This window comes from Micromonospora sp. NPDC049374 (assembly GCF_040677165.1).
In the GTDB taxonomy this organism is placed as follows: domain Bacteria; phylum Actinomycetota; class Actinomycetes; order Mycobacteriales; family Micromonosporaceae; genus Micromonospora.
The window spans coordinates 21,097-42,733 of sequence record NZ_JBFAQH010000023.1 but is presented as its reverse complement, the minus strand read 5'-3'; the positions used below and the strand labels follow the sequence as shown (position 1 = coordinate 42,733).

Genomic DNA, 21,637 nt, shown 5'->3' with positions numbered 1-21,637 from the left:
TGGCGTCGAGACCGTCACGCCGGGGTGGAGCGGACCACCACCGCCTCCGGCGCCGGTGGCGGCGGCGTCGGCCGCTGCCGGGACAGCCGACGCACCGCGGTGTTGAGCACCGCGATCAGCGGCACGGCGACGAGCGCGCCGACGATGCCCTCCAGCACCACTCCGGCGGTCACCGCCAGCACCACGGGCAACGGATGCAGCGCCACCGCCCGACCCATGATCCACGGTTGCAGGACGTTGCCCTCCACCTGCTGCACCACGATCACCGCACCGAAAATGATCAGTGCGGTGACCCAGCCGGCGTCGACCAGGGCCACCAGGACCGCGACCGCGCCGGACAGCGTCGCGCCGACGATCGGAATGAACGCGCCGAGGAACACCAACGCCGTCAGCGGGAAGGCGAACGGCACGTCGAACAGCACCAGGGCGATCCCGATGCCCACCGCGTCGATGAACGCCACCAGCACCGTGGCGCGTACGTAGGCGACCAGGGTCCGCCAGGAGGCACGCCCGGCTTCGTTGACCCGCCAGCGCGCGGCGACCGGGAACATCCCGACCAGGAACCGCCAGATCCGGTCGCCGTCCCGGAGGAAGAAGAAGGTGGCGAACAGCACCAGCAGCGCGCCGGTGAACACCTCGACCACGGTGCCGGCGGTCGCGATCGCATTGCTGGTCAACGCCTGCGAGTTCTCATTGATCCAGTTCTGCCCGGCCTCGATGTACCGGTCGAGCTGCCCGTCGGAGAGATTCAGCGGGCCGTCGCGCAGCCAGTCCTGGATCTGCCCGATGCCGGCCGCGGCGCTGGCGCTCAACTCCGGCAGGCCCGCGATGAACTCGTTGACCACCAGGGTCAGCGTGCCGACCACCGCGGCCAACCCGCCGATGAGCACCACGGCGGTGGCCAGCGTACGCGGGAACCGGGCGCGCAGCAGCCAGCCGACGGCCGGCGCCAGCAGGGCGGCGAGCAGCAACGCCACAAGCAACGGGACGATGACGACGCGGATGGCGCCGAAGACCCGCAGCAACGCCCAGCCGACGATCCCGATGACGATGAGCCGCCACGACCAGGCGGCGGCGATGCGCAGACCCCTCGGCACGTCCGCGTCGTCGCGGCTCGTCGTGGACACCGCCGCGTCGTCCGCCGGCACAACCAGTTCCGGAATCAGCCGATCCCGCTCGGCCGCCCGCTCGGCGCGCCGCGCGTTCTCCCGCTCACGGGCCGCACGCACCGACTCGCGTCCCGTCGCGTACGCCTGACGCAACCGCTGTCGCAGCTGCCCTAACCGGCTCACGTGCGTACCCCCGGGGTGGTAGGGACCAGGCCGTTCACGGTAGCGGTCGACGACCGCGCCGGTGGGGCCGGCGGGTCAGTCCGGTTCGGTCACGAAGTCGATCAGCCGCTCCATCGCGTTGATCAGCGGCGTTTCCACGTCGGCGAAGCTGTTCACCCGGGACAGGATGCGCCGCCACATGTCGGCCGGTTCGGCGACACCGAGCGCGGTGCAGACGCCTTCCTTCCAGGGCCGTCCCGGTGGCACCACCGGCCACGCCGCGATGCCCAGCGCGGCGGGTTTCACCGCCTGCCAGACGTCGACGTAGGGGTGACCGGTGACCAGGACGTGCGGCGAGTTGACCCGGGCCACGATGCGGCTCTCCTTGGAGCCGGGCACGAGGTGGTCGACCAGCACACCGAGCCGGCGGCCCGGGCCGGGGCCGAAGTCGCGTACCTCGGCGTCGAGGGCGTCGATGCCGGACAGCGGTTGCACCACCACACCCTCGATGCGCAGGTCGTCACCCCAGATCCGCTCGACGAGGGCGGCGTCGTGCACGCCCTCGACCCAGATCCGGCTGGCCCGGGCGACCCGGGCGCGTACCCCGTCCACCGCGACCGAGCCCGACGCGGTACGCCGCCGCGCCGCCGGCACCGACGGCCGGGTTGGCCGGCGCAGGGTGACCGGGCGGCCGTCGAGCAGGAACGCCGCCGGCAACAGCGGGAAGTTGCGCCGTCGGCCGTGCCGGTCTTCCAGCACGACCGCACCGGTCTCGAATCCGACGACCGCCCCGCAGAAGCCGGATTCGGCGTCCTCGACCACGAGGTCCGGTTCGGCGTCGACCTCCGGGGTCACCTTCCGCCGCCGCCAGTCCCCCGCCAACAGGTCCTCGCCGTACCGCCGCCCCATCCCGTCACGCTAAGCCCGCGACCACCACGCCCCAACCCCGACACACCTCGCCCTACCCTCCCGATCGCGATCATGCAGTTGTGGCACCTGACAAAAGCCGTGAACATCGGCCAATCACCCACCACAACTGCATGATCGGCGCGACGGGGAGGCGGCGGCGCGGCAGTCGAGACACGGACGGGCGTCACCACGTACTCTTTCGGCATGTCCACCCCCGCTGCGGGTGCGGCCATCCTCGCGCCGCGCCGGTCGAGCCGGTTCGTTGCCTGGGTGCGCGCGTGGCGCGCCGGGCTGGTGCCCTTCGACGAGGTCGCCGACGCCGTCGCCGGCACCGAGGAGCACCTGGTCGCCGACGCGCCCGGCACCTGGACCGACGTACCGCTGCGGGAGGCGCTACCCACCCTGGCCAAGCTCTCGCCGGACGAGATCCGCCTGGTGCTGCCGGCGCCGGGTGACCCGCGCGGCCTGCCCGGCCCGGGTGACTTCGCCGGTGCCGCGCTGCTCGCCGGCGAAGCCGTGATAGCCGGCCCACTGGGGCTGATCCCCGAGGTACGCGTACACACCTCCGGCTCCGGCGACACCTTCGAGACGGTGCTCTGGCGGGTGCATCCGCTGCCGGCGAACGCTCCCGCAGCCTGCCTCACCCTGCCCGGCGCCGCCGAAGCGGAGGCGGAGCTGGCCGCCGCGCTGGCCGACACCACCGCCGCGCTCACCCGCCTCGACGTGGCCCAGTGGCGCCCGGAGCTGGCCGGCGCCCTGGAGGCGTTGCGTCGCCCCGACGGCACCACCGACCTGCCCCCCGGGTTCGACCCGCGCTCGCGCCGGCTGTTCGCCCGCGCCGCCGTGCTAGACCGGGTGCTCGCCCTGGCCGGGCACGCGGCACCCGGCGGCGCGGTCAACAACTACGAGGCCCAGCAGCGTGACGCCGCCCTGCGCCCGCTCACCGCCGCCTGCCGCCAGGCCCTCGTCGCCGCCTGCAACGCCCCCCTCCGCCCCTGACACCCCAGCACCCCAGCACCCCAGCACCCCAGCACCCCAGCACCCGCGCGATCTTGCACTTTTCGTCAGGACAAGAGCGGGTGAATGCCGCATTGCGGCGACCAGAAGTGCAAGATCGCGGGGCTGCGGGGGTGGGGGTGGGGTGGTGTTCAGGGGGTGTGGGCGGTGAGGAAGATCCGGACTGCCTCGTCGGCCCAGCGGTGCAGCGCCGCCTCGGGGAACGACGTGCGGACGGCGAACATCGCCTCGTTGAGCGGGATCGACAGGATCAGGTAGTTCAGGTACTGCGCCGCGAGCATCGGGTCTGACACGCGTAACCGGCCCCGCTCGGCGAGACGGGTGATGGCCCTGGCGAGGGTGGCGTGGCCACGTTCCGGCGCGGCGCGGTGCCACGCCCGGGCCAGTTCAGGAAAGCGGCCCGCCTCGCCGATCAGCATCCGACGCAACTGGAGCAGGTGCGGGGCGGTGACCGTGGCGATGTGCTCGCGGGCGAAGGCCCGCAGGTCGTGCGGCAGGTCGTCGGATTCGGCCAGGGCTTCGACGTACGCCGAGCCGGCCCGCTCGGCCTCGGCGATCGCGCCGGTGAACACCGCCTCGAAGAGGCCGTGTTTGCCGGCGAAGTGCGCATACACGGTCACCTTGGACACACCGGCGCGGGCGGCGATCCGGTCCATTCCGGCGGCCACGTAGCCGTGTTCGAGGAACTCGGCCAGGGCGGCGTCGAGGATCCCGCGCCGGTTGACGTCCTTTCGCACCCCGCAACTGTACTGTACGGTTCAGTTCATGCCCACGGTCATCGCACAGGACGGCACGCGCATCGCGTACCAGCGCGAGGGTGCCGGCCCTCCGCTGATCCTCATCGACGCCGCCGGGCACTTCCGCGCCAACAGCCCACTCGGTGAACTCGCCGACCTGCTCACGACCGACTTCACCGTCTACCGCTACGACCGTCGTGGGCGTGGGGGCAGCGACGACACGCCGCCCTACGCCCCCGAGCGCGAGGTCGAGGACCTCGCCGCGCTGATCGCCGAGGCCGGCGCACCCACCGCGCTGTACGGGTACTCCTCGGGCTGCCTGCTCGCGTTGCACGCTGCCGCCGCCGGCCTCGACGTGCGACGGCTGGTCCTGTTGGAGCCACCGCTGAACGTCGACGGCGACGAAGCCGACCAACGGGCCTTCACCGCCGAACTGCGCCGACTGACCGGCACCGAGGCGGTGACGTTCTTCCTGACCTCCATCGGCGTACCCGAGCAGTTGCTCGCCGGGATGCGCGACACGCCACACTGGAACGCCATGGTCTCGGTGGCGCACACTCTGGCGTACGACAGCCTGCTCAGTGAGGCCACCGGGCCGACGGTGCTCGCCCGGGTGAGCACCCCGACGCTCGTCCTGCACAGCGCCGGCAGCACCGACGACCTGACCGAGATGGCCGCCGCCACGGCTGGCCTGCTGCCCGCCGCCGAGCAGCGCAGCCTGCCCGGCGAGTGGCACGGTGTGCCGGCCACCACCCTCGCCCCGGTGCTCACCGACTTCCTTCGCCGCGACGCGGCACGCCAGTGACCAGGCGCCGGCTCAGACCTCGTCGATCAGGTCGGCGACCGAGTTGACGATGCGGGAGGGGCGGTACGGGTAACGCTCCGCTTCCGCCCGGGAGCTGATCCCGGTCAGCACCAGGATGGTCTCCAGCCCGGCTTCCAGGCCACAGAGGATGTCGGTGTCCATCCGGTCACCGATCATCGCGGTGCTCTCCGAGTGTGCGTTTATCGTGTTCAGGGCCGACCGCATCATCATCGGGTTGGGCTTGCCGACGAAGTACGGCTCCACCCCGGTGGCCTTGGAGATCATCGCGGCGACCGAGCCGGCGGCCGGCAGAGCGCCCTCCACCGAGGGCCCGGTGGCGTCGGGGTTGGTGCAGATGAACCGAGCCCCGTCGTTGATCAGTCGGACCGCCTTGGTGATCGCCTCGAAGCTGTAGGTGCGGGTCTCCCCCAGCACCACGTAGTCGGGGGCGAAGTCGCTGAGCACGTAGCCCACCGCGTGCAGGGCGGTCGTCAGCCCGGCCTCCCCGATGACGTACGCGGTGCCGCCCGGCCGCTGATCGGCCAGGAACTGGGCGGTGGCCAAAGCGGACGACCAGATCGCCTGCTCCGGCACGTCCAGCCCCATCCGGGCCAACCGGGCCTGGAGGTCGCGCGGGGTGTAGATGGAGTTGTTGGTCAGCACCAGGAAGGGCTTGCCGGAGGCACGCAGCCGCTTGACGAACTCCGGCGCGCCCGGCACCGGCTGGCCCTCGTGCACCAGCACCCCGTCCATGTCGCTGAGCCAGCTCTCGACGGGCTTACGATCCTGCATGATCATCATCCCCAGGGGTGTCGTCGGGTTCGCCGCGGCGGTCAGGACGGACGGCGGGACGGGACGCAGCAGACCGTGGGACAGGTGTCCCACATCGGCAGCTCACCCAGACGACGGCGCAGCTCGGCGCCGTCCGGGTGGATCCGTTCCCGCACCAGTTCCTGAACCATGGTCACGTAGCGCTGGTCGGTGCCGGGGGTACCGGCGCGGACGAAGTCCACCCCGAGCCGCTTGGCCGTGTCCGACGCCTCGGTGTCCAGGTCCCACACCACCTCGAGGTGGTCGGAGACGAAACCGATCGGGCTGACCACCACGCCGGTCACGCCCTGTTCGGCGAGCGTCTCCAGGTGGTCGTTGATGTCCGGCTCCAGCCACGGCACGTGGGGCGGGCCGGACCGGCTCTGCCAGACCAGGTCGTACGGCAGGTCCGGGGCCGCTGCCGCGTGCACCAGCCGGGCCGTCTCGGCGAGTTGGGCGGTGTACCGACCGCCGTGCGGGCCGGCGCTGTCGGCCGCCGAGATCGGCACCGAGTGTGCGGTGAAGACGAGTCGGGTGCTGTCCCGCCGCGCCGGGTCGAGCTGGGCGAGCGCGGAGCGCACCGCGTCGACGTGCGGCTCGATGAACCCGGGATGATCCCAGAACTGGCGCAGCTTCTCGATCACCGGCGCGTCCGGGCCGACCGCCGCCCGCGCGGCGGTGATGTCCTCCTGGTACTGCCGGCACGAGGAGTACCCACCGAAGGCGCTGGTGACGAACGCCAACGCCCGTCGTACGCCGTCGTCGCGCATCTGGGCCACCGTGTCGGCGAGCATCGGATCCCAGTTCCGGTTGCCCCAGTACACCGGCAGGTCGAGCCCGTTGGCGGCGAAGTCGGCGCGGACCGCCGCCAGCAGGTCCCGGCACTGCTGGTTGATCGGGGAGACCCCGCCGAAGTGCTGGTAGTGCTCGGCGACCTCGGCCAGCCGCTCCGGCGGGACGCCCCGCCCCCGGGTCACGTTCTGCAGGAACGGCAGCACGTCGTCGGGCCCTTCCGGGCCACCGAAGGACACCAGCACCACCGCGTCGTACGCCATGGGCCCATTCTTGCCGGTGGCCTGCGGCGTCCCGGCAACGCCCCCGGGTCCCGGTCGTAAACAGACCGGGCGACCGCCCGCGTCAGGCGCCGACCGCGTGGTAGCCGCCATCGACGTGCACGATCTCGCCGGTGGTCGCCGGGAACCAGTCCGACAGCAGGGCGAGACAGGCCCGGGCGGCCGGTTCCTGGTCGGTGAGGTCCCAGCCCAGCGGGGCACGTCCGGCCCAGGCGTCCTCGAACTGCTCGAAGCCGGGGATGGACTTCGCGGCCATGGTGCGCAGCGGCCCGGCGGCCACCAGGTTGCTGCGAATACCCTGCTTGCCCAGGTGCAGGGCGAGGTAGCGGGAGGCGGACTCCAGCCCGGCCTTCGCCACGCCCATCCAGTCGTACACCGGCCACGCCTGGCTGGCGTCGAAGGTCAGGCCGACCACCGAGCCGCCCGGCGACATCAACGGCAGCGCCGCGACGGCCAGGGACTTGTAGGAGTACGTCGAGACGTGCAACGCCGTCGCCACGTCCTCCCAGGAGGCGTCGAGGAACCCGCCACCGAGGCAGCTCTGCGGGGCGAACCCGATCGAGTGGACCAACCCGTCGAGACCGTCGACGTGCTCGCGGACCTTGTCGGCCAGTCCGGCGAGATGCTCGGGGTCGGTCACGTCCAGCTCGATCACGGGTGCCGGCTCGGGCAGCCGCTTGGCGATCCGCTCCACAAGTGACAGTCGGCCGTAGCCGGTGAGCACGACCTGGGCGCCGTTCTCCTGGGCGAGCTTGGCCACCGAAAAGGCGATCGAGGCGTCGGTGATGACGCCGGTGACGAGCAGCCGCTTACCGGCCAGCAGTCCGGACATTACGCTCATTCCTCCGTGCTCAGGATTCAGTGACCCATGCCCAGGCCACCGTCGACCGGGATGACCGCGCCGGAGACGTACCCGGCACCCTCGCCCGCCAGCCAGGTGACCACCGCCGCCACCTCGTCCGGGCTGGCCATCCGACCCGCCGGGATCGACTTGAGGATCTCGGCCTTGCGCTGGTCGGTCAGCCCGGCGGTCATGTCGGTCTCGATGAAGCCCGGCGCGACCACGTTCGCGGTGATGTTCCGGCCGCCCAGCTCCCGGGTGATCGAACGGGCCACCCCGACCAGACCGGCCTTGCTGGCCGCGTAGTTGACCTGACCGGCGCCACCGGAGAGGCCGACCACCGAGGAGACGAAGATCATGCGCCCCCACCTGGCCCGCAGCATCTTCCCGGAGGCCCGCTTGGCGCAGCGGTACGCGCCGGTCAGGTTGGTGTCCAGCACCCGGGTGAACTGCTCCTCCGACATGCGCAGCAGCAGCGTGTCGTCGGTGATGCCCGCGTTGGCGACAAGCACCTCCACCGGCCCCAGTTCCGCCTCGACCGCCGCGAAGGCCGCGTCCACCGAGTCGGCGTCGGTGATGTCGCAGCGCACGCCGAACAATCCCTCCGGCGCCCCGCTGCCCCGGTGGGTGATCGCCACCCGGTCACCCTGCTTGGCGAAGGCCTGGGCGATGGCCAGACCGATCCCCCGGTTGCCCCCGGTAACCAGCACAGTTCGCGACACGGTGCGTCCCCTCCCAAAGATCGCTGCGGCTTGGAGACTAGGCGCTACCGCACGGTAATCACTAACCGCCGCACGTCATACCGCGGTACCACTGGATGGATCACTCCCTGGTCGCACGACGGAGCCGGCCACTCGAACTACCCTGCCGGGATATGGACCGCAGTACCGTCCGTGCCGCCCTGGCGGGGCTGCGCCGCACCGTGGTGGGACCGGACTATCCGGCACGACGCCGACCGCTGGACCGGTTGCGACACCGGCCCCGCACCGCCGCCGTCCTGCGGACGACCGGGCTTCTGGTGCTCCTCGGGCTGGCCCTGATCACCGCGCAGTTCCTGCTGGACACCCGGCGCCTGCCCATCGCCACCGCATGGGTCATCGCCCTGCTCACCGTCGCACCGCTGCCCCTGCTGCCCACCCGACCACTGCTGGCCTGGCGGATCATGTTCATCGGGCAGTTGTTCGGCACCTTCAACCGGCGCACGACGGACGACGCCCTGGTGCTCGGCCCCGCCACGTACGAGTTCTGGCCGTGGAACCCGACACAGATCCTGGTCATCATCGTCGTTCTGACCACCGTGGCGGCCCGGGTCGACCGGGTCGTGCTCGCCTGGACGGGACTGTTCAGCCTGCTCCCGGTCTGGATATTCGTGCCGCCGGGCAACCAGGTGGGCGTCACCCTGCTGTTCGTGGTGCTGCTCATCGTCGGCGACCTGCTGCGGCACAACCTGCTCACCCGACGGGCGCTGGCCGAGCAGGCCGAGGTGAGCGAGTTGGAGAAGGCCCGGCGGGCGGTACTGGAGGAGCGCACCCGCATCGCGCGGGAACTGCACGACGTGGTCGCGCACCACATGTCACTGATCGCGGTGCAGGCGGAGACCGCGCCGTACCGACTCGCCGTGCCCGAGCCGGCCCGGGCCGAATTCAGCGCCATCGCCGAGGCCGCCCGGGCGGCGCTCACCGACATGCGGCGGCTGCTGCGCGTACTGCGCAGCGAGTCGGAGGACCTCCGGACCGCCCCACAGCCGACGCTGGCTGAACTACCCGCGCTGGTCGCTGCCGCGCAGCGGGCCGGCATGACCGTGGAACTGGACAGCGACATCGCCGCCGAGCCACCAGCACCGGTCGGGCTGGCCGCCTACCGGATCGTTCAGGAAGGGCTGGCCAACGCGGCCCGCCACGCGGCCGGCGCCGAGGTGCGCGTCACCGTCCGCGATCGCCCCGGTGCCCTGACGGTACGCGTCCAGAACGCCGCCGGCGGGACCCCGGCCGGCCCGGACACACGCGGTGGCGGACAGGGACTGACCGGCATGCGCGAGCGGGTCCTCGCCCTCGGCGGCAGCTTCACCGCCTGCCCCACCGCCGACGACGGCTACACGATCGACGCGCTGCTGCCGGCCGACCCGCCGCCATCCGACGAGCCGAAGGACCCAACATGACGATCCGGGTGCTGATCGCCGACGACCAGGCGATGGTCCGGCAGGGCTTCGGCGCCCTGCTGGCCGCTCAGCCGGACCTGCTGGTGGTCGGCGACGCCGCCGACGGCGCCCAGGCGGTCGCGCAGGCCCGCCGACTCGACCCCGACGTGGTGCTGATGGACGTGCGGATGCCGGTGCTCGACGGCCTCGCCGCGACCCGCAAACTCCTCGGCGACCGGCCGAGCGACCGGCCACGCGTGCTCATCCTCACCACCTTCGACCTGGACGACTACGTCTACGAGGCGCTGCGCGCCGGGGCCAGCGGCTTCCTGCTCAAGGACGCCCCCGCCGCCGACCTGATCCACGCGGTACGCGTCGTCGCCGGCGGCGACGCGCTGCTCGCCCCGACGGTCACCCGCCGCCTGATCGCCGAATTCGCGGCCCGGCCACACCGACAGCGGCCCCGACCCACGGTCCTCGCCGCGCTCACCCCACGCGAGACCGAAGTGCTGCGGCTGATCGCCCAGGGACGCTCCAACGCCGAGATCGCCGCCGAACTGGTCGTCGCGGAGCAGACCGTCAAGACCCACGTCGGCCGGATCCTGGCCAAGCTCCAGTTGCGCGACCGCGCCCAGGCCGTCGTGCTCGCGTACGAGACCGGACTGGTCGCCGCCGGGGAGTAGCCCTCCGGTGCCAGGTCATCAACGGCTCCCCGGGTTGACGACCGGCACCACACCGCCGACACATCCTGCACCCCACGACCGGGTGGAGGGAGCGCGTGATGGTGGGCAGGGAAGTGGTCCGGCTGTGCCTCGCGGCGATGCTGGCGACCGGACTGGTACGGCCACCGACGGTCCCGCCCGACCCCGCCCCGGCCGGCTTCGTCGAGGCGTACCCGTCGACTGCCGCCGCGATGGAGTCCGCCGGAGCGCCGTACGCCCGCTGGGCCGCGCAGGGTCGGCAGTTCCTGGCCTTCGATTCCCACGGTGACGGCCGGGCCGTCGAGGTCCTCGGTGACCTGGCCACCGCCGATCGGATCGCGGTGCTGGTTCCAGGCGTCGGTACCCGGCTCGCCGACTTCGACCGAGGGCTTGGCGGCGTGCCCCAGCGCGCCCCGGCCGAGCAGGCCCGAGCCCTGCACGCCGCGCTGCGCGCCGCTGATCCGCACGCCCGCGTGGCCGTGCTGGCCTGGCTCGGCTACGACCCGCCCGACGGCGTCACCACGGCAGCCACCCCGGCCGCCGGCCGCCGGGGCGCCGACCAGCTCGGTGACCACCTGCGAACACTGGCCGGGCGGCTACCGGCCGCCCGCATCACCGTGGTGGGGCACAGCTACGGCGCGCTTGTCGTCGGGCTGGCCGCCATGGACGCCCCGCCGCAGGTCACCGACGTGGTCACCCTCGGCGGAGTGGGTGTCGGCGCGGAGCACGCCGACCAGTTCGGCCCGGTCCGCGTCTGGGCGGCCGAGGCACCGGACGACTGGATCCGACGCGTGCCCCAGCTTCGCCTGCCCGGGTTGGGACACGGGGTCCGGCCGGCCGACGACTCCTTCGGTGCGCGGCCGCTGCCGGCCGCCTCGACCGGCCACGACGGTTACCTGCTGCCCGGCGGGCCGACCCTCGCGGCAGTCGCCGAGGTGGTGCTGTGTGGTGCGACCGGCACGGGCCACGCCCGTCCGGACGTCACGGTCACCGCCAGCGACGGTCGCCGCTCCGGCACCGGCGTAGCGGGCAGCGAATCACGATCCGCTGACGCCATCAGCTCGACAGCCTCACCCGGGTGCACGTGGCCACCATCCGGCGGAGATTCGGACTCCGTGGATACACACGCGGCGGGACCGGCCCGATGAGCGGCCAGCACACCGCCCACCGGTCGGCTCGGGATCCCCTCGTCGACGGGCTGCGCGCATTCGCCGTCGCCGGAGTGGTGCTCGGTCACTGGCTCGTCACCGGCCTGATACTCGACGCGGAAGGCGCGCTGGACCTGGCCAGCCCGCTCACCACGATGCCGACCCTGGCACCGGTCAGCTGGGTGTTGCAGACCCTCGGGCTGTTCTTCTTCACCGCCGGCCACGCCTCCGCCCGGTCGGCTGACCGGCATCCCGGACCCGGTTGGCTGGCGCACCGGCTGCGGCGGCTGCTCCTGCCGGCGATCGCCCTGCTCGGCACCGGGTCAGCCGTACTGCTGGCCGCTGCCGTCGCCGGTGTCCCCGACGGCACCCTGTCGGTGGCGCTGACCCTGGCGATCAGTCCCCTGTGGTTCCTGGCACCCCTGCTGGCCCTGGTGGTGCTCAGCGGTCCGCTGCGCGCGGCCGTACGCCGCTGGGGCGCTCCGCGCTGCGCGGTCACCGCGGCGGCCGTGGTGGCCGGCGCCGACCTGGCTGTGCGGCTGCTCCCGGCCGGCACCTGGTTGCCACCGGTGACGGTGCTGGCGGCCTGGGCGGTGCCGTATCTGCTGGGACTGGCCCACGCCGACGGCCTGCTGAGCCGACGACGTGACGCCCGGTGGCTGGCCGCCACCGGGGCGGTCGGCCTGGCCGCCGTACTCGCCTTCGGCTACCCGGTCAGCGCGGTCGGGGTCCCCGGCGACGGCCGATCCAACCTCGATCCCCCGTCGCTGCTCGTGGTGGCGCTCGCGGTCACCCAGACAGGTCTCGGCCTGATCGCCCGACCGGCGCTGGTCCGACTGCTGTGCCGACCGCTGCCCCGCCGGATGATCGGCGAGATCAACCGGCACGCGGTACGCATCTACCTCTGGCACCAGCCGGTGCTGGTCGCGGTGGTGGTGTCGGCCGCGCACGGCGGTGCCTCGCTGCCGGGGCTGCACACCGCCCCGGACGACCCGACCTGGCTGCTGGCCCGGATCGGTTGGCTGCCGGTGCTCACCGCCGTGCTGATGCTCCTCGTCCGGCGCCGCGATTCCCGGCTGACCTCGGCGTCCGTCAACGCCGGCCGGCCCGCCGTCGACAGATGAACGGCCCCGGTCCGTCGGCCGGTCGACCGAGTGGGCCGGGCGCACAACCCGGGTGTACGATGATCCGCGTTTGCGGGTCGCTCGGCGGCCCGCGTCGCCCCGGAACCCGACCCCAGGAGGTGATCGCTGTGCCAGATAGCGATCCTCCCAGTCGTGGCCGGGCCGACAGCCAGCCACGCTGAGCCCCGCTCCGCCTGAGCTGGCCCGCTCCCCCCGCACACCCGTCCCACCGCCCGGCATCGCTGTCGTGGCGGCCGACCGGACGGGTGCCGCCGGAAAGCAGCCCGGTCACGACTTCGCGTGCGCGCGTCCTGATCCACCCCTCTCGCGGTCCGCCCTGCCCGGGCCGCCAAGCCGCCACGTCGGAGCTGTCATGAGCCGCTACGTCGCCCCGCTGGGCTTCACCCTCGCCGCCGTCTGGGTGGCCGTCCTCTTCGTCCTGGCCAGCGCCAACCACTAACCCCCACCCCACCCCCACCCGACCGCCCACCCACCCGACCGCCTCCGTTGATCATGAGGTTAGCGGTCGGTTCGATCTTCAAAAGTGCCGCCAACCTCATGATCAACTAGGCTCTGGCGGTGGTCAGATCATGCGGGAGGACCAGAGGAGGCTGAATGCGCCGGCGCAGAGGGCGAGCAGCAGGGCGATGCCGGCGTACCACTGGGTGATCTCTCTCGGCTCGGTGCGGAAGCCGATCGAGCTGCCCATGTCCTGGTAGACCTGCTTCAGCTCGTTGACCGTGGCCGCCTCGTAGAAGAAGCCCTCGGTGGTCTCGGCCAGCTCGGCCAGGGCGAGCCGGTCCACCGGCACCCGCTGCAACTGACCACCGATGTCGACATGCCCGGAGTCGGTGCCGAAGGCGATGGTGGAGACCGGTACGTTCGCCGCCTGCGCCGCGGCGGCCGCCTCCTCCACCGACCGCCCGGCCGTGCGGAAGCCGTCGGAGAGCAGCACGATCCGGGCCGGCGGGATACCGGCCGCCCCGTCGGCCGGCACCGACCGGATCGCCTCCAGACAGGTGAAGACCGCCTCGCCGGTGGCCGTCGCCTCAGCCAGCACCAACCCCTCGATGGCACTGGTCACCGCCGGGCGGTCCTTCGTCGGCGGCACCAGCACGTTTGCCGACTTGGCGAACGAGACCAACCCCAGGTTGTACGTCTCGGGCAGTTCCGCCACGAACTGCATGGCCGCCTCCTGAGCCGCCTCCAGCCGGTTCGGTGGCACGTCGTCCGCCTGCATGGACAACGACACGTCGATGGCCAGCATGATGGTGGCCCGCTCCAGCGGCTCCCGGGTGTCGACCGCGGGCCGGGCCAACGCACCGGCCAGCACCAGCAGGGCCAGCAGGAACGCGGTGGCCGGCAGGTGCCGGCGCCAGCCGAGACCCTTCGGCGCCACGGTACGCAGCAGGTCCACGTTGGTGAACCGCAGCGCGTAGTCGCGCCGGCGCAGCTGCCGCCAGACGTAGAGCGCGGCGAGGGCGAGCACCGGCAGCACGGCCAGCAGCCACCAGGGTTGCAGCAGTCGAATCATCGTGTCGTTCCTCGGGTGCGGGCGTGCCGCTGGGCGGCCACGAAGCGCACCATGTCCAGCAGCCAGTCTCGGTCGGTACGCAGTCGCAGGTGGGCGGCGCCGGCGGCGCGCAACGCGGCGGAAATCTCCGCCCGCTGGGCCGCGGCGGCTGCCGCGTAACGGTGCCGCAGGCTCGGGTCGGCGGTCTGCACCTCGTGCAGTTCGCCGGTCTCCGGGTCGATCACCGGGAGCACCCCGACGTCCGGTAGTTCCAGCTCCCGCGGATCGACCACCTCGATCGCGAGCAGGTCCTGTCGGACCCGCAGCTTGCGCAGCGGACGAGCCCACTGGGCCGGCGGGGCGAGGAAATCGGAGATGACCACGGCGACACCGCGCCGCCTGGGCGGGCGGTTGAGCATGTCGATGAGCGCCCCGAGGTCACCGCGGCCGGGCCGGATCTCGGTGCCGGCGATGGCCCGCAGCATGCCCTGGGCCTCCTTGCGTCCGGACCGGGCGGGCAACCGGACCAGTCTCCCCGGGCCGGTCGGGGGCGGCTCCCGCCGGCCACGGCGGGGCACCGGGACGTCGCCGCCGCTGCCGACCACCGCACCGATCCGGTTGCCGCCCCGCACGGTCAGGTGCGTGATCGCGGCGGCCGCCGCGATCACCACGTCCCGCTTGAGCCACCGGCCGGTGCCGAAGTCCAGGCTCGCCGACAGGTCCACCGCCAGCCACGTCTCCAGTTCACGGTCGGCCACGGTACGCCGCACGTGCGGGGTGGTGGTTCGGGCGGTCACCGGCCAGTCCATCCGGCGCACGTCGTCGCCGGGGCGGTACTCGCGCGACTCGCCGGCCTCGCTGCCCGGCCCCGGCAGCAGGCCGGCGTAGTCACCCTGAAGGAGGCCGTCGAGTTTGCGGGTCACCAGCAGTTGCAGCCGGGACAGCACGGCACCGGAACGGTTGGTGGCCGCCAGGCGGTCCGGCTCACCGGGTCGAGGGGTGGTTGAGGTCACGGCCGCTGCCCGGGCCACCCTGAGGTAGGTGCCACCGCTCCGGCGGGCGGGGTGGCCTGCTGCCGGGGTGCCACCGACGGCAGCGGGATGGTCGACATCACCCGGTGCACCACGTGGTCGGCCGGTACGTCATCGGCGAGCGCGTCGTAGCTGAGCACCAGCCGGTGCCGCAGAATGTCCGGTGCGATGTCCTGTACGTCCTGCGGCAGGGCGTAGTCGCGGCCGCGGAGCAGGGACAACGCCCGGGTGGCCCGGACCAGCCCGAGCGAGGCCCGGGGGCTGGCACCGTACTGGATCAGTTGCGCGACGTCGGGCATGCCGTGTTCCGCCGGCGTGCGAGTGGCCAGCACCAGCCGGACCGCGTAGTCGACCAGGGCGTTGTGCACGAATACCTGGTCGGCCTTGTGTTGCAGGGCGATCAGGTCCTCGGTGTCGAACACGGCGGTGGGCTCGGGCGGCGCCACGCCCATCCGGTAGACGATCTCCCGCTCCTCGGCGTCGGTCGGATACCCCACGATGATCTTCATGAGGAAGCGGTCCCGCTGCGCCTCCGGCAGCGGATACACCCCTTCCTGCTCGATCGGGTTCTGCGTCGCCATCACCAGGAACGGGTTCGGCACCCGGTGGCTCTCGCCGCCGATCGACACCTGCCGCTCACTCATCACCTCCAGCAGCGCGGACTGGACCTTCGCCGGCGCCCGGTTGATTTCGTCGGCGAGCAGGAAGTTGACGAAGACCGGACCCAGCTCGACGTCGAACTTCTCGCTGGACTGCCGGTAGATCCGGGTGCCCATGATGTCGGCCGGCACCAGATCCGGGGTGAACTGCACCCGGGCGAACGAGCCGCCGACCACCTTGGCGAGGGTCTCCACCGCGAGGGTCTTGGCCACCCCCGGTACGCCCTCCAGCAGACAGTGCCCGCGGGCGAGCAGCGCGACGAACATCCGCTCGACCATCCGATCCTGCCCGACGATCACGCGCTTGATCTCGAACAGCGCCCGTTCCAGCAGGGTGGCGTCCTGCGCCGGGGTGGTCGGCGGTGTGGTCGCCTGCGGTTGCGCCCCATTCGGCGGCGGGGCGTCGGGCGTGGTCGGCTGGGCCACTGGTCCTCCACAGCGTGATCGGTCGTCGCGGCGTGTGCGGTACCAAGCCTCGCATGCCCGACTGAGTACCGACGGAGGGAGCGACCGATTTCCGCCACGCCGTTCCGGGACGGAGGAATCGCCGATCGCCAGTGGACAAAAGCCGCCCCGGCGTGTGTACCATTCATCCGTCGCCGGGCGGCTTCCCCCGTGGCCGCCCGGCGCTCAATCTTCCCCGCCGTCCTAGACTGAGCGGGATGACCCACCCCGACAGCCCCGCCGAAGCGCTGCCCTGTTCGGCCCGTGGATGTCGTGCCGCGGCCCAATGGGCACTGCGCTGGAACAATCCCCGCCTGCACACGCCGGAACGGCGCAAGACCTGGCTCGCCTGTGACGTGCACCGGTCGTCGCTCGGCGATTTCCTCGGCGCGCGAGGCTTTCTGCGTGAGGTCACCCCGCTGCCGGGATCGCCTACGCTCGAAGAGTGGACGCGTACAACGAAAAGCCGGCCCGGTGAGCGCGAGGAGTGAGCTTGCGAGCCCCGCAGTCGCGAACGAAAGGTCGGCACCGTGAGCGCGAGGAGTGAGCTTGCGAGCCCCGCAGTCGCGAACGAAAGGTCGGCACCGTGAGCGATGACGCGTCTGAGGTCCGGCCGCCGGCTGCGCCGACCAGCCCGCTCGAACCGTGGCCGGACACCGTCCAGTGGCAGTCGATATCGACGGACCTGATCTGGGTGGAACTGCTGCGCCTGGCGGCCGGGGTGGCCGTCGTCTCGGCGGTGCTCGGTGTCGGTTGGGCGCTTACCGGTTCCTGGCCGTTCGGTTTGGCGCTCGGTGCCGTCGGGCTGTTCGCTCTCTGGCGGGTGGTGACCATCGTCCGGGCGGTACGGGCCTGGGGCTACGCCGAACGTGAGGACGACCTGCTGGTCCGGCACGGTCTGCTGGTCCGTCGGCTGTCCATCGTCCCGTACTCGCGGATGCAGTTCGTCGACGTGAGCGCCGGCCCGCTGGAGCGGGCATTCGAGCTGGCGACCGTGCAGTTGCACACCGCGGCCGCGGCGAGCGATGCCCGGGTGCCGGGTTTGCGTCCGGCGGAGGCCTCCCGGCTGCGGGACCGCCTGACCGCGCTCGGCGAGGACCGGGCGGAAGGGCTGTGAGCGGGTCGGCCGGACCGGGTCCGGACCGGACCCCACCCACCGCGAACGAGCGGGATCAGGTCGGGGACGCGATCGGCGGCCAAGCTTCCGGCCAGCCCGCCGACCACGCCGAGCCGACGGTGCCCGCCGAAACACCTGCACCCGGCCACGCCGTGCCAGGCGAGACACCTCCACTCGGCCACGCCGTGCCAGGCGAAACACCATTGCCCGGCCACGCCGTGCCAGCGGTGCCCGCCGAGGTACCACCGCCGGGGGCGGGCCCGCCGCTGGGTCCGTACCAGGTAGCCGGGCCGTCATCGCCGTCCGGTCCGCCGCAGCCGCCCACCGGGTGGGCCGGTCCGCCGCCGCAGGATCCGTCGGCACGGCAACGGCTGCATCCGTTGAGTCCCGCGCTGCACGGCGCCAAGTCGCTGGTCGTGGTCATCGCCGGGCTGTCCTGGTCGACCCTGTCCCGGGTCGGGTTCGGCTGGTTCGTCGCGATGGTGATCGTGCTCGCGCTCGGCGCGAGCGTGCTGGCCGTGGTCAGTTGGTACAACACCGGCTACCAGGTGGTGGGCCGGGAACTGCGCATTCACGAGGGGCTGCTCTGGCGGCGTACCCGAGCGATTCCGCTGGAACGGCTCCAGGCCGTCGAGGTGGTCCGGCCGCTGCTCGCCCAGCTCACCGGGCTGGCCGAGCTTCGATTGGAGGTGGTCGGCGGCGGCAAGACCGAGGCACCGCTGGCGTACCTCAGTGTGGCCGAGGCCGCAGCGCTGCGGCAGCGCCTACTGGCCCTGGCCGGTTACCCCTCCGGCGCGGTGCCGGCGACCCCGGCGCAGCCGGTGCCTGCGGGCGCCGAGCCACCCCCGCCAGCCGGCCGGCCGCTGCACGCGGTGAACAACCGGGACCTGCTGATCAGTCAGCTGCTGACCCCGCAGGCGTTCCTGCTGCCCTTCGGGGTGGCCTTCGTGGCGACGCAGTTCCTGTCCGAGGGGTCCTGGTCCTTCATCGCGGTGGCGAGCACGCTCACCGCGATGGCCGGTGTCCTGCTGCAACCCGTCCGCCGGGTCCTCGACGACTGGCGGTTCCAGCTGGCCCGCGACGACGACCGGCTGCGCATCCGCAACGGCCTGCTGGAGACCAGGTCGCAGACCGTCCCGTTGCACCGGGTGCAGACCGTACGGGTGACCTGGCCGTTGCTCTGGCGGATGAAGGGCTGGCTGCGGCTGCGGCTGGAGGTGGCCGGTTACGCCGCCGGCGAGGCCGACGAGCGCAACCGGCCGGACCGGCTGCTGCCCGTCGGTGACCAGCCGACGGGCGAGATGATCGTTGCCGAGGTGCTGCCCGGGGTGGCGTTGTCGTCGTTGCCGCTGCGGCCGCCACCGGCCCGGGCCCGCTGGGTGAACCCGCTGAGCCGCCAGGTGCTCGGTGCCGGCCTGACCGAGCAGGTGCTCGTCGTCCGTTCCGGCCTACTCACCCGCCGGCTGACGATCGTGCCGTACGCCCGGTTGCAGAGCGTCCGGGTGGTGCAGGGTCCGGTGCAGCGGCTGCTCGGGCTGGCCACCGTACACGCCGACACCGCCGGTGGGGCCGGTGCGGCGGCGGCAGACCGGGACCTCGCCGACGCCTGGGCGTTGGCGGCGGAGTTGACCGCCCGCGGCCAGGCCGCCCGCCGCCCCGCCTGACCACCCCACCCCCACCCCCACCCCACCCCACTCCCCGCGATCTTGCGCTTTTCGTCTCGACAAGCCCGACAAAAGGGTCGTGTCGGCGACCGAAACCGCAAGATCGGCGAGGCGTGGGAGGAAGGGCGAGGCGTGGGCGCGGTCAGCGGGGGGAGGGGATGGGGGGTGCCGGTGGGGTGGCGGGGTCGGGGTCGGTGGCGGGGGTCGGTGGGGTGGCGGGGTTGGTCGGGGTGGCGCGGGTTGGTGGGGTAGCGCGGGTTGGTGGGGTGGTACGGGCCTTTCGGCGGGCCCACCAGCGTTCGGCCCATCCGACCGCCAGGAAGGTCATCCCGACGTACGCCCAGCCGACCAGCACGTCGATCACGTAGTGCTCGCCGCTGTAGACCAGCGTGAAGGTCATCGCCAGCGGGTACGCCAGCAGCAGCGGCCACCAGCGACGCCGGACGTTACGCAGGAAGAACAGCACCACGAACAGGGCGAAGGCGGTGTGCAGCGACGGCATCGCGGCCACCGGGTTGGAGGCCAACTGCCCGGCGTTGAGCAGGTTGCCCGCCCCGTGCATGCCGAACGCCTTCCAACCCCGCGTGGAGATCCGGGCGACCTCCTCGATCAGCCCGTTCTGCGCCGCCCACCACGGCGGCGCGGCCGGGTAGAGGAAGTAGGTGATCAGGCCGGTGGCGCAGAGGAAGAACCAGCGACGCATGAACGCCGCCCACCGGCTGCGCTCGACCATCCAGAGCACCGCCGCGGCGGCCAGCGCCGCCACGAAGTGGGAGAAGTACACCCAGCTGACCAGCACGTCCCACCAGCGCACCTCCGGCTGGTACAGGTGCTGCTGCAACCAGACGGTCGGCACCTGACCGTCCATGGCCCAGCCGAACATCAGCCGGTCGGCCAGGATCAACTCGTAGGCGTGCGGCACGGTCCCGTCGTGGTAGGCGAACCCACGGGACAGGTTGTAGGCCACCAGCAGCAGGACCACCGGCACCCAGTCCCGGGCGAAGCGCAGGTGGCTGCGCCACGGACGGGCGGAGTACCAGGCGATGGTGCCGGCCCAGATCCAGAAGAACGCGTACACCGGGTCGGTGGGCAGGCCGATGACGAGCCAGCCCACCACGAAGGCGACGCCCCAGACCGACATCGCGATCACGCGGCGGCGCCCGCCGTCGCGCGGGGTGGGCGGCTCGGTCGAGGCTGGGGGCTGGGGGTCGGTCACGGCAGACATCGCGGACAAGGTTAGCGGCGACCCGCGCCCGACCGGCGGCAGGAGCACCTGCGACGTCGTGGCGGACATGGCGCATCTGCCCGGCCGCGTGGCCCGGGCTCCGCCGAGCACCTACGCTGTGGCCATGCGGGAGCTACCGGATCAAGCCCTGGCCCCGGGTCTGACCGCCCGGGTCGAGTTGACCGTCACCGACGCCGACACCGCCCAGGCGGTCGGCTCCGGCGACGTTCCGGTGCTCGGTACGCCACGGGTACTCGCCCTGGCCGAGGCGGCGACCGTGGCCGCGACCGCCCGCCACCTGCCGAGCGGCTCGACCACCGTGGGCACCCGGGTGGAGCTGGAGCACCGGGCCGCGACACCGGTAGGTCGCACGGTCGCGGCGCAGGCCCGGCTGACCGAGGTCGACAGGCGTCGGCTGGTGTTCGAGGTCGACGTCACCGAAGGCGGGCAGACCGTCGCCGAGGGACGCGTGGAGCGGGTCCTGGTCGACCGGCTCCGGTTCATGCAACGCGCCGGCGGGGCAGCATGACGACCACGGGTCGGTTCGTCGAGGTCGCCGACCGGGTGCTCGTGCTGCGTGAGCCGGTGCTCGCGGTCAACGTCACGTTGGTGCTTGGCGACGGCGCGGCGCTGCTTGTCGACACCCTCTCCACCGTCGGGCAGGCGGCCGAACTGGCCGCCGCCGTACGCGCGGTCACCACCGACCCGCTGACGCTTGTGAACACCCACCACCACTTCGACCACTGCTTCGGTAACGCCACGCTCGCCGGTGATCCGCCCCGCCCGGTCTGGGCGCACGAGTTGGCCGCCGCGGCGATCCGCGACGAGCCGGACCGGCTGCGCCGGGAGGCGTACGCGGAGTTGCACCCCGGGCATCCGGAACTCGCCGCCGAGCTGGCCGACACCGCGCTGCTGGCGCCCACCCACACCGTGCGCACCGAGGCGGTCCTCGATGTCGGTGGCCGACCGGTGGTGCTGCGCCATCCGGGGCGGGGTCACACCGACGCCGACCTCGTCGTGCAGGTACCCGACGCCGACCTGCTGGTGGCCGGTGATCTGGTCGAGCAGGCCGGTCCCCCGGCGTTCGAGGACTCGTACCCGTTGCAGTGGCCCGACGCGCTGGCCGAGCTGTCGCGGTCGATCTCACCGGCGACGGTGGTCGTGCCCGGGCACGGCGAACCGGTCGACGCGGAGTTCGTCCGGGCCCAGCACGCCCAACTGGTGGAGCTGGCCTGGCTGATCCGGGCCGGACACACCGGCGGCGCACCGCCGGAGCGGGTGGCCGCCGACGCCCCGTTCCCGGCCCGCCACGCGCTGAGCGCCGCCCGGCGTGGGTACGCCGAACTCGACGGCACCGCCTGACCTCGTCCCCGCGATCGACGCCGCCGGCCAGCCGGTCGGTGGATTCCCC

At 72.5% G+C, this 21,637-nt stretch carries 23 protein-coding genes; 12 read left to right on the top strand and 11 right to left on the bottom strand.

Annotation, left to right across the window (positions count from 1 at the left end):
* Positions 1 to 14: 14 nt before the first annotated feature.
* Both AB0J93_RS27680 and AB0J93_RS27675 read right to left on the bottom strand, forming a co-directional pair.
* Positions 15 to 1,292, bottom strand: coding sequence for an AI-2E family transporter (locus tag AB0J93_RS27680; protein WP_363925246.1), 1,278 nt, complete (start codon positions 1,290 to 1,292; stop codon positions 15 to 17).
* A gap of 75 nt (positions 1,293 to 1,367) precedes the next feature.
* Positions 1,368 to 2,180, bottom strand: a complete 813-nt coding sequence (locus AB0J93_RS27675) for a DUF3097 domain-containing protein (RefSeq protein WP_363925245.1) — start codon at positions 2,178 to 2,180, stop codon at positions 1,368 to 1,370.
* Positions 2,181 to 2,384: 204 nt separating this feature from the next.
* On the opposite strand from AB0J93_RS27675, the gene AB0J93_RS27670 reads away from it, so the two are divergent.
* Positions 2,385 to 3,179 carry a hypothetical protein gene (locus tag AB0J93_RS27670; RefSeq protein WP_363925244.1) on the top strand — a complete coding sequence of 265 codons (795 nt, stop codon included), beginning with the start codon at positions 2,385 to 2,387 and terminating at the stop codon, positions 3,177 to 3,179.
* A gap of 149 nt (positions 3,180 to 3,328) precedes the next feature.
* Here the strand turns inward: AB0J93_RS27670 and AB0J93_RS27665 are convergent, their stop codons facing one another.
* Positions 3,329 to 3,934, bottom strand: a complete 606-nt coding sequence (locus tag AB0J93_RS27665) for a TetR/AcrR family transcriptional regulator (protein WP_363925243.1) — start codon at positions 3,932 to 3,934, stop codon at positions 3,329 to 3,331.
* A 28-nt stretch (positions 3,935 to 3,962) separates the two neighbouring features.
* On the opposite strand from AB0J93_RS27665, the gene AB0J93_RS27660 reads away from it, so the two are divergent.
* Complete coding sequence (locus AB0J93_RS27660; protein ID WP_363925242.1) at positions 3,963 to 4,739, top strand: alpha/beta hydrolase; 777 nt, start codon at positions 3,963 to 3,965, stop codon at positions 4,737 to 4,739.
* A 12-nt stretch (positions 4,740 to 4,751) separates the two neighbouring features.
* On the opposite strand, the gene AB0J93_RS27655 is transcribed toward AB0J93_RS27660, so the two are convergent.
* From AB0J93_RS27655 to fabG, 4 genes are all read right to left on the bottom strand, one after another.
* Positions 4,752 to 5,624 (bottom strand): HAD-IIA family hydrolase, encoded by an 873-nt coding sequence (locus AB0J93_RS27655; protein WP_363925241.1) that lies wholly within the window; start codon positions 5,622 to 5,624, stop codon positions 4,752 to 4,754.
* Positions 5,573 to 6,604, bottom strand: coding sequence for a ferrochelatase (locus AB0J93_RS27650; protein ID WP_363925240.1), 1,032 nt, complete (start codon positions 6,602 to 6,604; stop codon positions 5,573 to 5,575). Before AB0J93_RS27650 ends, AB0J93_RS27655 begins: the two co-directional genes overlap by 52 nt.
* Before the next feature lie 82 nt (positions 6,605 to 6,686).
* Positions 6,687 to 7,454 carry an enoyl-ACP reductase FabI gene (fabI, locus tag AB0J93_RS27645; protein ID WP_363925267.1) on the bottom strand — a complete coding sequence of 256 codons (768 nt, stop codon included), beginning with the start codon at positions 7,452 to 7,454 and terminating at the stop codon, positions 6,687 to 6,689.
* 26 nt (positions 7,455 to 7,480) lie between these two features.
* Positions 7,481 to 8,185 (bottom strand): 3-oxoacyl-ACP reductase FabG, encoded by a 705-nt coding sequence (fabG, locus tag AB0J93_RS27640; protein WP_363925239.1) that lies wholly within the window; start codon positions 8,183 to 8,185, stop codon positions 7,481 to 7,483.
* A gap of 152 nt (positions 8,186 to 8,337) precedes the next feature.
* Between fabG and AB0J93_RS27635 the strand changes: the two genes are divergently transcribed.
* The 5 genes from AB0J93_RS27635 to AB0J93_RS27615 all read left to right on the top strand — a co-directional run bounded on the left by AB0J93_RS27635 (position 8,338) and on the right by AB0J93_RS27615 (position 13,033).
* The gene (locus tag AB0J93_RS27635; RefSeq protein ID WP_363925238.1) at positions 8,338 to 9,621 is read left to right on the top strand and encodes a histidine kinase; all 1,284 of its coding nucleotides are present in this window, start codon (positions 8,338 to 8,340) and stop codon (positions 9,619 to 9,621) included.
* Complete coding sequence (locus tag AB0J93_RS27630; RefSeq protein ID WP_204026917.1) at positions 9,618 to 10,283, top strand: response regulator transcription factor; 666 nt, start codon at positions 9,618 to 9,620, stop codon at positions 10,281 to 10,283. The genes AB0J93_RS27635 and AB0J93_RS27630 overlap by 4 nt, the downstream gene beginning before the upstream one ends.
* A 98-nt stretch (positions 10,284 to 10,381) precedes the next feature.
* Positions 10,382 to 11,449, top strand: coding sequence for an alpha/beta hydrolase (locus AB0J93_RS27625; RefSeq protein ID WP_363925237.1), 1,068 nt, complete (start codon positions 10,382 to 10,384; stop codon positions 11,447 to 11,449).
* Positions 11,446 to 12,573: an acyltransferase family protein gene (locus AB0J93_RS27620; protein ID WP_363925236.1), complete on the top strand. Its 1,128-nt coding sequence runs from the start codon at positions 11,446 to 11,448 to the stop codon at positions 12,571 to 12,573. The genes AB0J93_RS27625 and AB0J93_RS27620 overlap by 4 nt, the downstream gene beginning before the upstream one ends.
* A 247-nt stretch (positions 12,574 to 12,820) precedes the next feature.
* Positions 12,821 to 13,033, top strand: coding sequence for a hypothetical protein (locus tag AB0J93_RS27615; RefSeq protein ID WP_363925235.1), 213 nt, complete (start codon positions 12,821 to 12,823; stop codon positions 13,031 to 13,033).
* Between the two features lie 123 nt (positions 13,034 to 13,156).
* Here AB0J93_RS27615 and AB0J93_RS27610 read toward each other — a convergent pair whose 3' ends face one another.
* From AB0J93_RS27610 to AB0J93_RS27600, 3 genes are read right to left on the bottom strand one after another with little or no spacing between them, the layout of a single operon-like run.
* Positions 13,157 to 14,107 (bottom strand): VWA domain-containing protein, encoded by a 951-nt coding sequence (locus tag AB0J93_RS27610; protein WP_093407400.1) that lies wholly within the window; start codon positions 14,105 to 14,107, stop codon positions 13,157 to 13,159.
* Complete coding sequence (locus AB0J93_RS27605; RefSeq protein ID WP_363925234.1) at positions 14,104 to 15,117, bottom strand: DUF58 domain-containing protein; 1,014 nt, start codon at positions 15,115 to 15,117, stop codon at positions 14,104 to 14,106. Before AB0J93_RS27605 ends, AB0J93_RS27610 begins: the two co-directional genes overlap by 4 nt.
* Positions 15,096 to 16,202 carry a MoxR family ATPase gene (locus AB0J93_RS27600; RefSeq protein WP_363925233.1) on the bottom strand — a complete coding sequence of 369 codons (1,107 nt, stop codon included), beginning with the start codon at positions 16,200 to 16,202 and terminating at the stop codon, positions 15,096 to 15,098. Before AB0J93_RS27600 ends, AB0J93_RS27605 begins: the two co-directional genes overlap by 22 nt.
* 236 nt (positions 16,203 to 16,438) lie before the next feature.
* Here AB0J93_RS27600 and AB0J93_RS27595 point away from each other — a divergent pair, with 236 nt between their 5' ends.
* The 3 genes from AB0J93_RS27595 to AB0J93_RS27585 all read left to right on the top strand — a co-directional run bounded on the left by AB0J93_RS27595 (position 16,439) and on the right by AB0J93_RS27585 (position 19,001).
* A complete protein-coding gene (locus AB0J93_RS27595) occupies positions 16,439 to 16,711 on the top strand; it encodes a hypothetical protein (RefSeq protein WP_363925232.1) in 273 nt (90 codons plus the stop codon).
* Positions 16,712 to 16,806: 95 nt separating this feature from the next.
* A complete protein-coding gene (locus AB0J93_RS27590) occupies positions 16,807 to 17,337 on the top strand; it encodes a PH domain-containing protein (RefSeq protein WP_363925231.1) in 531 nt (176 codons plus the stop codon).
* Positions 17,338 to 17,708: 371 nt separating this feature from the next.
* The gene (locus tag AB0J93_RS27585) at positions 17,709 to 19,001 is read left to right on the top strand and encodes a PH domain-containing protein (protein WP_363925266.1); all 1,293 of its coding nucleotides are present in this window, start codon (positions 17,709 to 17,711) and stop codon (positions 18,999 to 19,001) included.
* Positions 19,002 to 19,143: 142 nt separating this feature from the next.
* On the opposite strand, the gene AB0J93_RS27580 is transcribed toward AB0J93_RS27585, so the two are convergent.
* The gene (locus tag AB0J93_RS27580) at positions 19,144 to 20,226 is read right to left on the bottom strand and encodes a phosphatase PAP2 family protein (protein ID WP_363925230.1); all 1,083 of its coding nucleotides are present in this window, start codon (positions 20,224 to 20,226) and stop codon (positions 19,144 to 19,146) included.
* Between the two features lie 124 nt (positions 20,227 to 20,350).
* On the opposite strand from AB0J93_RS27580, the gene AB0J93_RS27575 reads away from it, so the two are divergent.
* Together AB0J93_RS27575 and AB0J93_RS27570 are read left to right on the top strand one after the other, a co-directional pair.
* The gene (locus tag AB0J93_RS27575) at positions 20,351 to 20,755 is read left to right on the top strand and encodes a hotdog domain-containing protein (RefSeq protein WP_363925229.1); all 405 of its coding nucleotides are present in this window, start codon (positions 20,351 to 20,353) and stop codon (positions 20,753 to 20,755) included.
* Positions 20,752 to 21,588: an MBL fold metallo-hydrolase gene (locus tag AB0J93_RS27570; RefSeq protein WP_363925228.1), complete on the top strand. Its 837-nt coding sequence runs from the start codon at positions 20,752 to 20,754 to the stop codon at positions 21,586 to 21,588. Before AB0J93_RS27575 ends, AB0J93_RS27570 begins: the two co-directional genes overlap by 4 nt.
* Positions 21,589 to 21,637: the final 49 nt, after the last annotated feature.